Genomic DNA, 13732 nt, shown 5'->3' on the forward strand with positions numbered 1-13732 from the left:
GGGGCGGCTATCCGAATCGATGCAATCGGCCCTGCCGCGAAGCCGGCAGGGTGCGCCGCATGGCGCGGTCGCACTCCCGGATTACGGGCACCATCATCCGCACCTGCAGGAAGCAGAATACTGGATTGTGGTATCTCGTCATCGATGCCAGTTGTGGTCGCGAAATTGGCCTATGCCGAAGACGGGCGCGGCACCGCCCGGCCGTTCGAGACCCATTCGCCCGGCGGGCGTCAGTGCGCCGCCATTCAGCACGTCGCGATCGGGGTACATCGATGCAAAGGCTGCCGGCTCCTGATCAGCGAAAGACCAGGCTGCGGACGCCGACGATATCGTTGCCGTTGAGAGTAGCGCCGCTGCGATTAGAATCTTGAATACACTCATAGCGATTCTCCATTGTTTGCTCCGTGCGGAGAGTCGCTTGGCGATGGTCGCTGCTCGGCTGGTGGCGTTTCCGAAGTTTTTTTGATGAAAATGATCTAGGTCGTCGGAGCGGAAAGTCCCGGTGGATCTGAATCACTCCTGCGGGAAGAGTCTGTCACGCTTGTCAGGATTCTCGCGCGTTTGTGCGTAGTCAAACGCGTCCGGTGTCCGTTTCTGGGAGGCGGATAGTTTGAATACCTGGAGTGTGAGCAATGAAATCATTTGCTGTTGTTTGCGTCCTCGCCTGCTTTGCGCTTTCGGGCACCGCGTCCGCCCGCGGCGGCATGGGATCGCATATGTCGATGGAGAGCGGCGGTGCGCTCGGGACGAGCGCCGCCGCGCCGGGCACGAACTCGCTGGGCACTGCGCTTTCGTCGTCCGACGGCGGTGGTCACGCGATGAAGGGGCCGTTGCTTGGCACAGACCAGACCATCGACAAGGAAGATGCCCGGCTTGAGAAGATGCTGGAAGGATCGATCTGCCGCGGCTGCTGAACGGCGCGCATTGCGAGACAGGGGCCGGCGGCCGCGCCGCCCGGCTACCTGTGTCTTTCGACGGGGTTGGTGGTAAGCTGGACTGAAAATGACGAAACCGCTTGGGGCTGTCCCAATGATGGCTGAGCCGGGCCAGCGTCCCGTCTACATTTGCGCGGAATGGGAAATCGATCTTGCCAGACGCGAATTGCGCTCGAACGGCGAACTCGTTCCGTTGGGGGGGCGTGCCTTTGAGATTCTTGCGGAATTGGTTCAGGCGCAGGGCCAGCTCGTCACCAGGGACGACCTGAAGGAGCGGGTCTGGCGGGGCGTCTTTGTCGAGGAGAGTGCACTTCGCGTGCATATCGCTGCGATCCGAAAGGCGCTCGGTTCCGACCGCGACATGTTGTCAACCAGCGTTGGCCGCGGTTATCGTTTGCTGGGAGCATGGCGGGTTCAGCATAGGGACACCCCGCTACAATCTGCCGCAACCGGCCTGCTGCCGTCGATCAACATTCCCAGCGCATCATTCAATCTCATCGGCCGAACGGCTGCGATCGCACATTTGTGGCGGCTTCTGTCGGCCTATCGCATCGTGAGCCTGGTCGGGCCTGGCGGCATCGGAAAGACGTCGCTCGCGCTAGAGGTCGCCAGAACGCCGCCGCCCGGCTTTGTGGCTGACCGGTTGCTGGTCGAGCTGGCCCCACTGTCCGATTCGAAGCTCGTCTGCTCGGTCATCGCCAGTGTCCTCGGCACCAAGCTCGAGGGCGAGGAGATCTCACCTGATGCCATCGCGCGCGCGATCGGCTCTCGGCCATTGCTGCTCATTCTCGACAATTGCGAACATGTCATCGACGCCGTGGCGCAGGTGGCCGAGTTGGTTGTCAGCCACTGTGCGGGGACGGTCATTGTTGCGACAAGCCGGGAGGCGCTGCGTATCGAGGGGGAACATGTCTACCGCGTACCTCCTCTGGGCGTACCGCCTGAAACCTGGCACGAGCCCACTGACGCTTCTGCGTATAGCGCAGTGGAATTGTTCACGAGCAGAGCGAAGGCGCTGGGTTCGAGTTTTGTACCCGACGAGGAGAACATCGGCGCCATCGCATCCATCTGCCGCCGGCTCGACGGCATTCCGCTGGCGATCGAGTTTGCGGCGGCGCGCGCAGTCATGCTTAGCCCGCCGAAGATCGCGTCACTTCTCGATGACAGGTTCAAATTCCTGACGACCGGCCGGCGCACGGCGTTGCCGCGGCAGCAAACGCTACGCGCAACGCTCGACTGGAGCTACGACCTCTTGCCGGACGACGAGGCGTGGCTGCTCCGGCAGCTCGGCATATTCGCCGGCGAGTTCCAGCTCGATGCAGTGATTGCTGTTGCTGGCGAGAACATCGGCGATGTGACCGGCCAGCTTGCCAGGCTGGTGGCAAAGTCGCTCGTTCTCGCGGATATTTGCGGCGACAGCCCGCATTATCGTCTGCTGGATACGACGCGTGCCTATGCATTGGAGAAGCTGCGTGCCGGCGGAGAACATCCCGGCGCAGCCTACCGCCAGGCGAAATACTACTGCGGATTCTTTGCCAGCGCCGAAGCCGACAGCGAAGTGAGGCCGCAGGCGGAGTGGCTCACCCTCTATGGCCGACACATCGACAACGTGCGAACGAGTCTCGATTGGGCCTTCTCCCCCGGCGGGGACTCGCAAGTCGGGGCCGCCCTGACGGCGGCCGCGGTCCCGCTCTGGGTGCAATTGTCGCTGCTCGCCGAATGCCGCGAGCGGACCGAACTCGCTTTGGCGCGCCTCGATCCGACGGCTGCAAACGCGCCGCGACTTCGGATGCAGCTGTCGGCCGCGCGCGGCTGGTCACTGATGTACGGTGTTGGCAGGGCCCGGGAGGCCGGTCCCGCCTGGGCTGCGACCCTACAGCTCGCCGAGCAGCTCGGTGACAGGGATTACCTGCTGCGCGCGCTGTGGGGGCTCTGCATCGATCAGTTCAATAACGGCGAATTCCACAAGGCGCTTGAATTTGCTAATCGCTTCGCGGAGGTCGTGGCCGATTCCGGCAATCCCGTCGATCGCATGATGGCCGACCGCCTTCTCGCAACCACGCTGCATTATCGCGGCGACCAGCGACTCGCCTATCATCATATCGGCCGAACCCTGTCGCGGCTCTCGGAACTTGCGGCAAAGCCGCAGGTCATTCGTTTCCGGTTCGACCTGCGGGTCTCGACGCGCTATTTCCAGGCGCGGATCCTGTGGTTGCTCGGCCTCGCGGATCAGGCCTTGAGCGTCGTCGAGCACAACGTCGAGGAAGGCCGGACCAGTGGTCACGCACTCACGTTTTGCAGCGTCCTCGGCCAGGGTGCCTGCCCGATTGCGTTCCTGGCCGGCGATCTCGACGCCGCCGAGCGCTATTGTACGATGCTGCTCGAACACACCGAGCGACATCCGATCCGCCTGTGGAATCTGTGGGCGCGCGCCTTCAGAGGAATGCTGATCTCGCGCCGGGGTGACCTCGCGACCGGATTGCCCCTGCTGCGCAAGACGTTTGAGCTCGCGGGCGAGGCGCGCCACCTGCCGCGCTTTCTGCTTCCCCTCGGTGAACTCGCGGTATGTCTCGGCGACGCTGGCGAGGTATCGCAGGGGCTTGCGACCGCAGACGAGGCGCTCGCGCGATGCGAGGCGAGGGACGAGGGGTGGTACGTCGCCGAACTCTGGCGCATCAAGGGCGAATTGCTGCTGCTTCCCGGCGAGCACCGCTCGGCGATCGCCGCCGCGCAGGCCTTCGACAGGGCATTCGAGGTGGCGCGGAGCCAGGGCGCCTTGGCTTGGGAGCTGAGAACGGCGATCAGCGTGGCACGATTGAAAGTGAGGGAGGGGCATCCGGCCGATGCACGCCGTGTTCTCGCGTCCGCATACGGCAAGTTCACTGAAGGTTTCGAGACGGCGGACCTCCGCGACGCGCGTGCAATGCTGGCGAAGCTCGGATCGTAGGTCCTGGATGCCCCGGGGAGCGGCATCCGATTCAACCAATCGGATGCCGGTGCAGCCTCGGCGAGCACCGCATCGGTCGGGGCAAAGGGCGCTGACGCGCTCAGGAGAGGGTCATTTGGCCGCAGACGCGTACGGGCGCGCCGGAATTCAGCTCGGCAAGCAACTCTCTCGCCATCTTGAGGCTGCGCGTATCGAAGCCCTCGGTAAATCGCAGATAGACGGACGCAAGCATATCGTGCGCCTCCTGGCAGCGACCGCCTCGCTGCCATAGTCTCGCAAGCCCGATCGCCGCGCGAAGCTCATAGCCCAGCGCTCCTTGATGACGAGCGAGGTCGAGCGCCTGCACGAAGCTCATCTCCGCCTGCGAAAGATCCGGATTGCTCTTGTGCATCAGCGCTTCAGCCCTTGCGCGCAGCATGTCGGGCATCTCCATCATGAAGTTGCAGTGCCGGGCCTGGACAATCGCCTGATCAATGGTGTCGAGGGCTTCGTCACCGTGACCTGTAGCCGACAAGGCATCGGCGAGGGACATGCGCAACCCTGCCACCGCACCGAAGCTCTGGCTCTGCAGCTTGTCGATCGAGCCTTTCAGCATAGCGAGCCCGATGCCGGTCTCGCTTCGGGCCAGCAGCGTAATCCCCTTCATCGCCTCGCCGACCATCTGGAGAATGGCGAGGTTGTGCCTTCGAGCCTCCACGACGAGCCTGTCGATGTGTTCTTCGCAATCCGCCAGATCGCCATTCCAGAAGAAGACGTCGAATGCCCATGCTAACGCTCGGCAGAACATGACCGGATGGTTCGTCGCGATCACGTCGGAGATCGCCCGGCGCACCATTTGCGCTGCTTGATCCGGATATCCCTGAAGCCAGAGGACGCGCGCAAGGGTGATTTGAGCGCGTTTAGGGTATTCGAGGGTGAGGCCGCTAAGGATGTCCCCATCCATGCCCGGATGACGCAACGCCGCTTCGATGTATGAGCGGGACTCAACGAACCTGCCGAGATATTGGCAGGAGATGCTGAGCAACACGCGCATGCGCGCGATGGCAACGGGATCGTTGCTGGTCAGCGCAACGGCTTCGCCGCGTTTGGCGGTGGCTAGTACCTCATCGTATTTGCCGACGAACAATTGCAGCAGGTGCAACTGGTCGATCAAACGGATTTGCCCTTGCACGTCGCCGATCTTCTCGGTCAGTTCAAGCGCCCGGTTTAGATGATTAACGCCTAGTTCGTCGAGCCGTCCCGTGAGCATACGGGTGGCGCCCAGCGCAGTGTGAAGGACGAGGTCCTGCCTGATGCTTCCATTGGTTTCATCCAGTGCTTCGATGGCGCGAGTGACCCAGAGTTCGCATTCCGCCAGGAGCGACAGCTTGAAAAACAGCGGAATCGATGCCGCAGCGAGCGCCACGCCGATTTTGCGGTCTCCCTGATCGGAGAAGCACCACGTCAGCGCGGCGCGGACGTTACCGAACTCCTCGGCAACCGCCGAAAGGTCTCGGTTCGCTTCGCTCCCGATCCTTTCAAGGAGACCGCGAAAGTAGCAGGCGTGACGTCGCGAGATCGCGCCAGCGTCCCCGCTGGTGACAAGTTTCTCTTGCGCGTACGCCCGGGTCGAGTCGGCAAGGCGGTAGCGGGTTGGTTGCGAGCCGGTGTTCAGTGTAAGCATCGACTTGGCAACGAGGCCGTCGATGATCGCCAGGATCGTGTCGTCGTCCTCCGTGGCCGCGGCAATCGATCGGGCGGCGTCCAGGGTCATGCCGCCGACGAACACCGACAGCCGGCCGAGAATCACGCGCTCCGGTTCGGATAGAAGATTGTAGCTCCATTCGATGGTTGCGCGCAGCGTCCGGTGTCGGGGCAGTGCCGTGCGTCGCCCCTCCCACAGCAAATTGAGGTGCTGATCGAGGAGCTGGACCATCGCCCTCGCGCCGTATGCGCCCACATGGCCGGCGGTGAGTTCGATGGCAAGCGGGATGCCGTCGAGCCGACGGCAGAGGTTGCCGACGTCCGGGGCGTTCGCATCCGTCAGCGTGAACTCGCCGCCTCCTGCAGTCGCACGCTCCACGAAGAGTTTCACGGATGGGTAAGCGAGGGCGTTCGCGGCCGTCAGAACGGCCTTCTCCGGCGGGCTCGGGAGCGGCGGGAGACGGTATGTGAACTCGCCTTCGACGCGCAGCAACTCCCGGCTCGTGGTCAGGATGTGCAGCTCCGGGGCCGCCTGGTAGAGCCGCTCGGCCAGCGCCGCCGTTGCTTCGATGACATGCTCGCAGCAGTCCAGAATGAGCAGCATGCGCCTGTCGCGCAGGAATGCCGCCAGGCTGCTCGCCGGATCATTCGATCGCGCCGGCAGTCCAAGTGACGATGCGACGATCGCCGGCACCGGAGCGGCGTTGCCGGTTTCGCCGAGACCGATGAAGTGGACATGTCCGGCGAATTCCGCGAGCAGGGCGTGGCCCGCGGAAATGACGACCGTGGTCTTGCCGATGCCGCCGGGGCCGACAACCGTGACGAAGCGGTGGGCTCTCAGACTTTCCGAGATGTCCTGAATGGTATGCTCACGCCCCACCATCTGCCGGGGATGCGCTGGCAAATTGTGGACATAAGTCGGATTGGTCGACGCAGCTTGCCTCTGTTTGGGGCGTGAGACCGCGGCGACGAAGCAGTAGCCTTGGCCGGAGACCGTGCTCAGATATCTGGCGCCGGCATCGCCGTCTCCGAGTGCTTTGCGGAGTGCGGCGATATGGACACGCAGGCTGTTTTCCTCGACGTTGGCACCCGGCCATGTCGTGGCTATCAGATCCGTCTTGCTGACGACGTTGCCAGCCTGCCGGACCAGCGCGAGCAGGATGTTGAACGCACGATCCGATAGTCGGAGCGGGCTCCCGTTTCGTTCAATCCGCCGCTGCGAGAGGTCGAGGCGAAACGGCCCGAAGAGAAAGATCTCATGGGCGGACTCGTCTTGAGCGGAGCGGCCGGCTTGGGCCATCATGTCGTTGCTTTGCCAGCGGGGGACCATCTTCGGATATCAACCCGGCGCACGACTCGTCATGTTCTATGACTTGGAAGCACACCAAGACGTGTGAACGCAGTGGCCCTTAAACGGTAACATCCGGTAGTTTCGGGGTAAAGCATCGGGCTCTATCACTTTCGTCTGAGGCTTGGATGTGCGGCGCCACGATGCGCGCCTTATCCGATCAATGTCGGCTTGAGAATGTCTTCCAGTCCGATCCGGCGGAGCAGTTCCGCGCGGACGCTGTCGGCAACGGTGTCGACGGCTGCAGCCCCGTCGTCGTCCGGACCGAAATGAACGCGTAGCGGACGCTGTCCGAATGGCATATCGACGATATCGGCTATGGCGGTCGCGACGTCTTGCGGAGTTCGATCCTTCGCCGGAAGCTGCCCAAGTGCCGACAGCGCGATCTCGCTCAAATCGGCCGTCGGACCATCCGCGTATTCCTCTGCCCGAACGGTGTCCAGCGGCCGGCCGGAGCGAATGTAGTGGCCGGGCCCGAGCGCGCTGGGAACGACGATGGTTGTCTCGACACCCCAACGCGCGAGCTCGCCGGCATAGCCGAGCGCCAGCGCATCCAGGGCGGCCTTTGAGGAAGCATAGGCGCCCAGGAAAGGAACCGAGCCGCCTCGCGCGCTGCTCGACGAGACCCATATCAGCAGGCCATGGCCCTGCTTGCGCAACTGTGGCAACGCGGCCCGATTGAGCCGTTGCGCACTCAGCACGTTGGTGTCGTAGAGCTCGGCAAGCTGGGCCGGTGTAAAGGCCTCCGCCGGCCCGTAGAGGACCTGGCGGGCATTGTGCACGATCACGTCGAGGCGGTTGTTCTCAGCGACGATGGCATCGATAGCCGAGTTGACGGAGGCTTCCGAGGAGACGTCGAACGCGATGGTTCGGAGGTCCGCGCCAGGCTTGCCGTCCTCGGCTCCGCCATCCGCGCCGCCGTGCTCATCCACTTCCGGCATTGAAACGTAGACCGTGTGGCCGGCCTGTGCCAATTTCCTGCAGGTGCTTCGTCCGATGCTGTTCGCAGCTCCTGTGACGATGATCACTTTGCCCATTCGAATCCCAATCGCATTCCACCTTCCGCAAAGACGCCAGCGCCATCGCGACACGTTCGTCGTTTGGCGATTGATCCCTGGCCTTGTGCGAAGAGTTCCTGAAATACAGCCGGGCGCAAGACGGGTCTTTCGAGCCCGGCGGCTGATTTCCAGATCGCACGAAATATTTCGAGAAAGCCCGAAAGCGGATGAGGACGGGTCTCCCGCGGACCGGGCAGGCTCGAACGTGCCTTCGCGAAATTGGCGTTGGCTTTCAGAAGATCGCGGCTGTGGCCGCCGGCTACAAGAGCCGCTCGGCAGAACGGGCCGTGTGACGCGTCTGTGTCAGCTCGCTCGTTACGAGGAGAAGCGATGAATCAATCAGGCAAACTGCCGCGTTCGGGACTCGGACCGCTCGTGTTGATAGCGGCCATCCTCGGAGGCGGGGCTGCGGCGTTCGCGTACACTGCGGGCTGGCTCTCGCCGGGGCGCCTGACGCCGGAGCAGATGATTGCGGCGCTGACGCCTCCGAGCGGCGCACCGCTCGGGCACCGGCGAAATCATGCGAAGGGGATCTGCTTCACCGGCATCTTCGAGGCCAACGGAAACGGCGTAGAACTTTCGCGGGCCAAGGTCTTCGAACGCGGCACGTATCCGGCGCTGGGTCGCTTCAATCTCGGCACTGCGGATCCGAACGCCGTGGATGCAACTGTCCGTGTGCGCGGTTTGGGATTGCAGATCGCCGCAGCGGATGGCGAAGAGTGGCGGATGGCCCTGATCAACCCGCCGTTCTTTGCAGTGTCCACGCCGCAGGCGTTTCACGACCTGCTGATCGCATCCGCCGAGAAGGAGCCGGAGGCGATGAAGATTTTCATCCACGCAAATCCGGAATTTGCCGCCTTCGCGACCTGGGCGAAGACGGCGCCCTGGACCACCAGCTATGCGGAGGAGCCTTACCACGGGCTCAATAGTTTCATCTTCACGAACGCGAAGGGCGGGGAGCACGCGGTGCGATGGTCGCTGCTGCCCACTGTGCAGCCCGTTCCGGTTTCGCAAGCCGAGCTGGAAAAGCGCGGTCCGGATTTTCTCGAGCAAGAGATAGTGGAGCGAATCAGGACCGCCGGCCCGCAGCGCTGGACCATGGTTACGACGGTCGCAGATCCCGGCGATCCGATCGCGGACCCGAGCAGGCCCTGGCCCGAGGGGCGCCGTACGGTGCAGCTCGGAACGCTTGTCGTGCAGCGGATCGAACCCGAGCGGGATGGACCCTGCCGCGACATCAACTTCGATCCGACCGTGCTGCCGCGGGGAATCCGGCTGTCGGACGATCCTTTCCCGGCCGCGCGCTCGTCGGTCTACCGCAAGTCCTACGATTTGCGTGCGGCCGAAGCCGGCGACTATCGGCGAACCGAGTCGGCGAGGCCATGAGCAACGCTCCGCATCGTTTCGCCCTGATCCAGCGGCTGCTGCACTGGCTGATGGCAGCCTGTATCGTTGCCATGTTCTTCATCGGCGTCGGCATGGTGTCCACCGTGGCGCCGAAGTACTTGCCGCTCATCCTGATCCACAAGACGCTCGGCGTCACGCTTCTGGTCCTCGTTGTGATCAGGCTGGCGCTGCGGCTCCATTACGGCGCGCCGCCGTTGCCGGCAGATCTTCCGCCGGCGATCAAGCTGGGAGCAAGATTGTCGCATCGGCTCCTCTATGGCTTCATGATCGTCATGCCGTTGCTGGGTCTCGGCATGCTTTGGGCTGCGGCCTATCCAGTCGTCCTGTATGGCGGGATTCGAATTCCGGCGTTGCTGCCGCAGAGCGACCGCGTGCACACATTGCTATGGAATGCTCATTTTTACCTGGGCTTCGCGTTCTTTGCCCTCGTGCTACTGCATTTGGCGGCGGCGCTGTTCCACGCTTTGGTTCGCCGCGACGGCGTGTTCGGGACGATCGCACCCTTTCGACTGCGGAACAGGACGACGCCGGCGGAATGAGTGCTTCGCGTGCCGGCGAAATCCGCACCTCAAATTTCTAAACCTCCAGCAAGGATGACGACAATGACCAAAGCAGATCTCCAAAGCCCGACGGATCTCGGGGCCAATGCGAACCGGGACGTTCCAGCCGCGCTGAGAGCGCTGCTGGCTGATGTCTTCGCGCTGTACCTGAAGACCAAGAACTTCCACTGGCACGTGTCGGGTAGGCACTTTCGCGACTACCACCTCATGCTCGACGAGCAGGCCGAGCAGATCTTTGCCATGACCGACGACATTGCCGAGCGGGCACGCAAGATCGGCGGAACCACGCTGCGCTCGATCGGCCAGATCGCGCGCGAGCAGCGCATTCTCGACAACGACGCCGATTATGTCGAGCCGCAGGACATGCTGGCCGAGCTGCGCAGCGACAATCAGCAACTGACGCGGGAAATGCGCCGGGTCCACGAGCTCTGCGACGAATACGGCGATGTCGCGACCGCAAGCCTGCTGGAAAACTGGATCGACGAGACGGAGCGGCGGATCTGGTTCCTGTACGAGACCGGCCGGAGTGGTCCGAGTTCGTAGGTGCGGGGCATGCCGTCACTGCATCCTCAAAAGATAGCCCCGGGCAGGTCCTTGTAAGCTTGCGCTCATTCATTGCCGGCGGACCGGTCGTGCGAACGAGAGTCGAACCATGGCTGACATGTCGAATTCGAAGGCCGGAGTCATCATACCGTCTCACCCGATCCTGGCTTCGTTCACTCCTCCCGACATTCGCCCTAGCCGGCAACGGTATCGGGCATGATGACGGAGTCGACGTATACGAAGCAGCGGGAGATTGCCTGGCGCGGCGGCCGCACGAGGTCGACGTCGCGATTTGTCGCCGAGGAGAGCGCCATCGCGCTCACCTACAACGGATCGACTCATGCGGTGATGATGGGGACGCCGGCCGATCTGGAGGATTTCGGTTTCGGCTTCAGCCTCACCGAAGGAATCATTGACCGCGCAGACGAGATCAGGAGCATCGAACTGATCTCGAACGAGCTCGGCATGGAAGTGCGGATGTGGCTCCATGGCGACCGCGCCGCGATCTTGGCTGCGCGCCGTCGCGCCATCAGCGGTCCGGCCGGATGCGGGCTATGCGGCATCGAGAGCCTCGAACAGGCGCGCCGCGCGTCGGCACGGATCCAGGGCCGCGGCATTGCCTTTCATGCGCGGGACCTGCTGGGCGCCATGCTGGCGCTGTCTCCCCTCCAGATCCTGAATCAGCAAACGCGGTCCGTCCACGCTGCGGCCTTCTGGCATCCCCGCAACGGCATCGGCCCGGTCAGGGAGGATGTGGGCCGGCACAATGCGCTCGACAAGCTTGCCGGATCGCTCGTTCGCAAGGGAACATCGGCTTGCGATGGCGCGGTGCTGCTGACGAGCCGCGTTTCGGTCGAGATGGTGCAGAAAGCGGCCATGATCGGCGCACCGGTCATCGTGGCCGTTTCCGCGCCGACCGCACTCGCAATCCGGACTGCGGACGAGGCGGGGATCACGCTGCTCGCGATCGCCCGCGATGACGGATATGGCGTCTTCACGCACCCGTGCCGCGTCTTGCTGCCTGACGAGGCTGCGCGACGCACCGAGTGCTGACCCCGCGGGCCGACCAGTATGGCGATGCAAGCCGCATCTTCCGCGTCGGACGTCGAGGCGCCTATCGGCATCTATGCTCCGGAGCGATCCCTTCTCGTCGCATCGGTACTGAGCATGTCAGGGGGCTTCCTCGACGCCTTTACCTGGCTCTCGCTCGGTGGCGTGTTTGCCAATTCGCAAACCGGCAATGTCGTATTCGTCGGCGTCTACGCGATGTCCGGCCAATGGCAGCAGGCGGCCCACCATCTGCTCCCGATGGTCGCGTTTCTCCTCGGCGCGTCGATCGCGATCCGCATCCAGGCGCCGCTGCGCTGCCTCGTCGGAGAGATCGTCTGCCTGGCGGCGGCGATGCTCTTGCTTCATCACGTTCCGGATATGGTCGCGATCCTCGGAATCTCCTTCGGTGTCGCGCTGCAGTCGGCGAGCTTCAGGCAGGTGGAGCGTTGGAAGTATCTCTCGACTACCGTCACCGGCAACATGTTGCGCGCCATCGACCAGTCCGTTGCGACATCCGATCGTGATGCGGCACGTGGCGCCGGAGTCATGCTCCTGCTCAGCCTGATGTTCCTGTTGGGAGCCGCCCTCGGCAGCTGCGCGACGAGGTGGCTGGGCGCGTGGAGCCTTGCCCTGCCGATTGCATCGTCGATGCACGTTCTTTGGTTCTGCCGGCGGCATCGCCATCGACGAGACCAAGGCTGACCATTCGAGCCCGGAGACTTCGAAACGGGGCGCCGATGTCAGACGCTCCTTATGTTCGGGCCTTCGGCATGACGCCTGGGCTGTTGTCCGGCCACTGGGCGATCAGCTTCTCGTCGATGTTGAAATGCTGGGCGACCAGGCTGGGGGGCGTGTGCGTCAGCCAGTTGGAGAGCGACACCTCCTCGTAGCGGTGCGCACGGAACACGCCGACGAACTGCAATTCGGTGTCGCCCACATTCTCGATATAGTGGCCGAGATTGCGCCGGACATAGCCGATGTCGCCGGCCGAGAAATCCGTCGTCAGCGCGTTGGGGCCGGTGTCGAACACCGTCATCCGCGCCTTGCCCTTGATGTAGTACTGCCACTCGTCGGCGTTCGGATGCCAGTGCATCTCCCGGACCGCTCCCGGCGGCATAGTCACCAGCGCCGCGGCGACGGTGGTGGCGACCTTGAAGTTGCTGCTGTCGGCGACGCGGATGCTGCCGGCGGAGCTCTCTTTCATCGGCGCCGAACTGCCGAGCGAATGGATGAACGGATAGGGCGGTGCTTCCGCATTCGTGGCGATTGCGGCGCGATCGGCGGCGAGATCGCCGGGCACCGTACCCTGGAAGATCCAGCGATTGTGCAGCGGGATCTTCGCGAACACGTCGGCCGGAACGCCGAAATTCTTCGCCAGCACCTCGGGCGGCGTATGGGCGAGCCAATCGGTCACGAGGAGCGTGTTGAACTCATTGGCGTGGCCGTCGTCGAAGCAGATCACGAATTCGCAGCCGTCGGGACCCAGGCCTTGCAGCGAATGCGGCGCGCCCGGCGGGAAATACCAGAGGTCGCCGGCCTTGAGGTCGCCGATATAGGGGCGTCCCTGCGTATCGAGCGCGGTGATACGGCAACTGCCGTAGGTCATGATCGCCCATTCGGCCGCCTGATGCCAGTGCAGCTCGCGGATGCCGCCGGCGGACAGCCGCATGTTGACGCCGGAGATCTCCTTCGAGATCGCGAAATCCTCGACGGTGACTTGCCGTGCCCAGCCGCCGTTCTGAATCCGCTTCGGTGCGTTGTTGAACGAAGCCCAATCCATCGGCAGGCCACCGACGTCGGTCGCGGGCGGGGTTTGGACGGAGGGAAACTGTCCGGCGAGAGCCGGGTTCTGCGGACCAGGATCGGTCAGGCTTCCAGGGCTCTTGGCGTTGATCGCGCCTTGCGGCGGCTCGTCCGGATTGCCGAAGGTCGCGGCCTGTGCGCCGGAGCCGACCATGGCGGCGCCTGCCGCGGACATGGCCAGCAAATCACGTCGGGAAAACATATTGGGGCCTCCTGAGAATAGTCAAAAGCCCTCTGTGGCGACGGGGCTCCGGATTCAAAGCCTAGTTCCTGGCTGCCGGCACAGCTTCCGCGAACGGCCTTCCTTTTTCCGGAATGCACTGGCTGCTTCAACTGGCGGGGCCGAGTCCGAACGTGTGCAATTGAGAAATTCGGCTTCGTTTTGAAAAGACGGCTCT

The 13732-nt window shown here is 63.5% G+C and carries 10 protein-coding genes; 7 read left to right on the top strand and 3 right to left on the bottom strand.

The window, feature by feature from the left end; translation table 11 throughout:
• The first annotated feature begins 632 nt into the window (after positions 1-632).
• Together ABIB91_RS09620 and ABIB91_RS09625 are read left to right on the top strand one after the other, a co-directional pair.
• Complete coding sequence (locus ABIB91_RS09620; RefSeq protein ID WP_354160322.1) at positions 633-914, top strand: hypothetical protein; 282 nt, start codon at positions 633-635, stop codon at positions 912-914.
• Positions 915-1029: 115 nt separating this feature from the next.
• Positions 1030-3882: an ATP-binding protein gene (locus ABIB91_RS09625; RefSeq protein ID WP_354160324.1), complete on the top strand. Its 2853-nt coding sequence runs from the start codon at positions 1030-1032 to the stop codon at positions 3880-3882.
• A gap of 100 nt (positions 3883-3982) precedes the next feature.
• Here ABIB91_RS09625 and ABIB91_RS09630 read toward each other — a convergent pair whose 3' ends face one another.
• Positions 3983-6868 (bottom strand): ATP-binding protein, encoded by a 2886-nt coding sequence (locus ABIB91_RS09630; RefSeq protein WP_354213009.1) that lies wholly within the window; start codon positions 6866-6868, stop codon positions 3983-3985.
• 197 nt (positions 6869-7065) lie between these two features.
• A complete protein-coding gene (locus ABIB91_RS09635) occupies positions 7066-7950 on the bottom strand; it encodes an SDR family NAD(P)-dependent oxidoreductase (RefSeq protein ID WP_354160328.1) in 885 nt (294 codons plus the stop codon).
• Positions 7951-8301: 351 nt separating this feature from the next.
• Between ABIB91_RS09635 and ABIB91_RS09640 the strand changes: the two genes are divergently transcribed.
• The 5 genes from ABIB91_RS09640 to ABIB91_RS09660 all read left to right on the top strand — a co-directional run bounded on the left by ABIB91_RS09640 (position 8302) and on the right by ABIB91_RS09660 (position 12233).
• Positions 8302-9357 carry a catalase family peroxidase gene (locus ABIB91_RS09640; protein WP_354160330.1) on the top strand — a complete coding sequence of 352 codons (1056 nt, stop codon included), beginning with the start codon at positions 8302-8304 and terminating at the stop codon, positions 9355-9357.
• The gene (locus ABIB91_RS09645) at positions 9354-9917 is read left to right on the top strand and encodes a cytochrome b (RefSeq protein ID WP_007596080.1); all 564 of its coding nucleotides are present in this window, start codon (positions 9354-9356) and stop codon (positions 9915-9917) included. Before ABIB91_RS09640 ends, ABIB91_RS09645 begins: the two co-directional genes overlap by 4 nt.
• Positions 9918-9980: 63 nt before the next feature.
• Positions 9981-10481, top strand: a complete 501-nt coding sequence (locus tag ABIB91_RS09650; protein WP_354160333.1) for a Dps family protein — start codon at positions 9981-9983, stop codon at positions 10479-10481.
• Positions 10482-10697: 216 nt separating this feature from the next.
• Positions 10698-11534, top strand: a complete 837-nt coding sequence (gene fdhD / locus ABIB91_RS09655; protein ID WP_354160334.1) for a formate dehydrogenase accessory sulfurtransferase FdhD — start codon at positions 10698-10700, stop codon at positions 11532-11534.
• 18 nt (positions 11535-11552) lie between these two features.
• On the top strand, positions 11553-12233 hold the full coding sequence (locus ABIB91_RS09660; RefSeq protein WP_354213011.1) for a YoaK family protein: 681 nt from the start codon (positions 11553-11555) through the stop codon (positions 12231-12233).
• Positions 12234-12282: 49 nt separating this feature from the next.
• On the opposite strand, the gene ABIB91_RS09665 is transcribed toward ABIB91_RS09660, so the two are convergent.
• Positions 12283-13536 (bottom strand): oxalate decarboxylase family bicupin, encoded by a 1254-nt coding sequence (locus tag ABIB91_RS09665; RefSeq protein WP_354160336.1) that lies wholly within the window; start codon positions 13534-13536, stop codon positions 12283-12285.
• Between the last annotated feature and the right edge of the window lie 196 nt (positions 13537-13732).

The sequence above is a fragment of the Bradyrhizobium sp. JR4.3 genome (assembly GCF_040547695.1).
GTDB classification, from domain to species: domain Bacteria; phylum Pseudomonadota; class Alphaproteobacteria; order Rhizobiales; family Xanthobacteraceae; genus Bradyrhizobium; species Bradyrhizobium canariense.

What these genes read in the sequence shown, in the direction of transcription:
- ABIB91_RS09620 (WP_354160322.1), top strand. Translation starts at nt 633, where the DNA reads ATGAAATCATTTGCTGTTGTTTGCGTCCTCGCCTGCTTTGCGCTTTCG.
- ABIB91_RS09625 (WP_354160324.1), top strand. Translation starts at nt 1,030, where the DNA reads ATGATGGCTGAGCCGGGCCAGCGTCCCGTCTACATTTGCGCGGAATGG.
- ABIB91_RS09630 (WP_354213009.1), bottom strand. Translation starts at nt 6,868, where the DNA reads ATGATGGCCCAAGCCGGCCGCTCCGCTCAAGACGAGTCCGCCCATGAG.
- ABIB91_RS09635 (WP_354160328.1), bottom strand. Translation starts at nt 7,950, where the DNA reads ATGGGCAAAGTGATCATCGTCACAGGAGCTGCGAACAGCATCGGACGA.
- ABIB91_RS09640 (WP_354160330.1), top strand. Translation starts at nt 8,302, where the DNA reads ATGAATCAATCAGGCAAACTGCCGCGTTCGGGACTCGGACCGCTCGTG.
- ABIB91_RS09645 (WP_007596080.1), top strand. Translation starts at nt 9,354, where the DNA reads ATGAGCAACGCTCCGCATCGTTTCGCCCTGATCCAGCGGCTGCTGCAC.
- ABIB91_RS09650 (WP_354160333.1), top strand. Translation starts at nt 9,981, where the DNA reads ATGACCAAAGCAGATCTCCAAAGCCCGACGGATCTCGGGGCCAATGCG.
- fdhD (WP_354160334.1), top strand. Translation starts at nt 10,698, where the DNA reads ATGATGACGGAGTCGACGTATACGAAGCAGCGGGAGATTGCCTGGCGC.
- ABIB91_RS09660 (WP_354213011.1), top strand. Translation starts at nt 11,553, where the DNA reads ATGGCGATGCAAGCCGCATCTTCCGCGTCGGACGTCGAGGCGCCTATC.
- ABIB91_RS09665 (WP_354160336.1), bottom strand. Translation starts at nt 13,536, where the DNA reads ATGTTTTCCCGACGTGATTTGCTGGCCATGTCCGCGGCAGGCGCCGCC.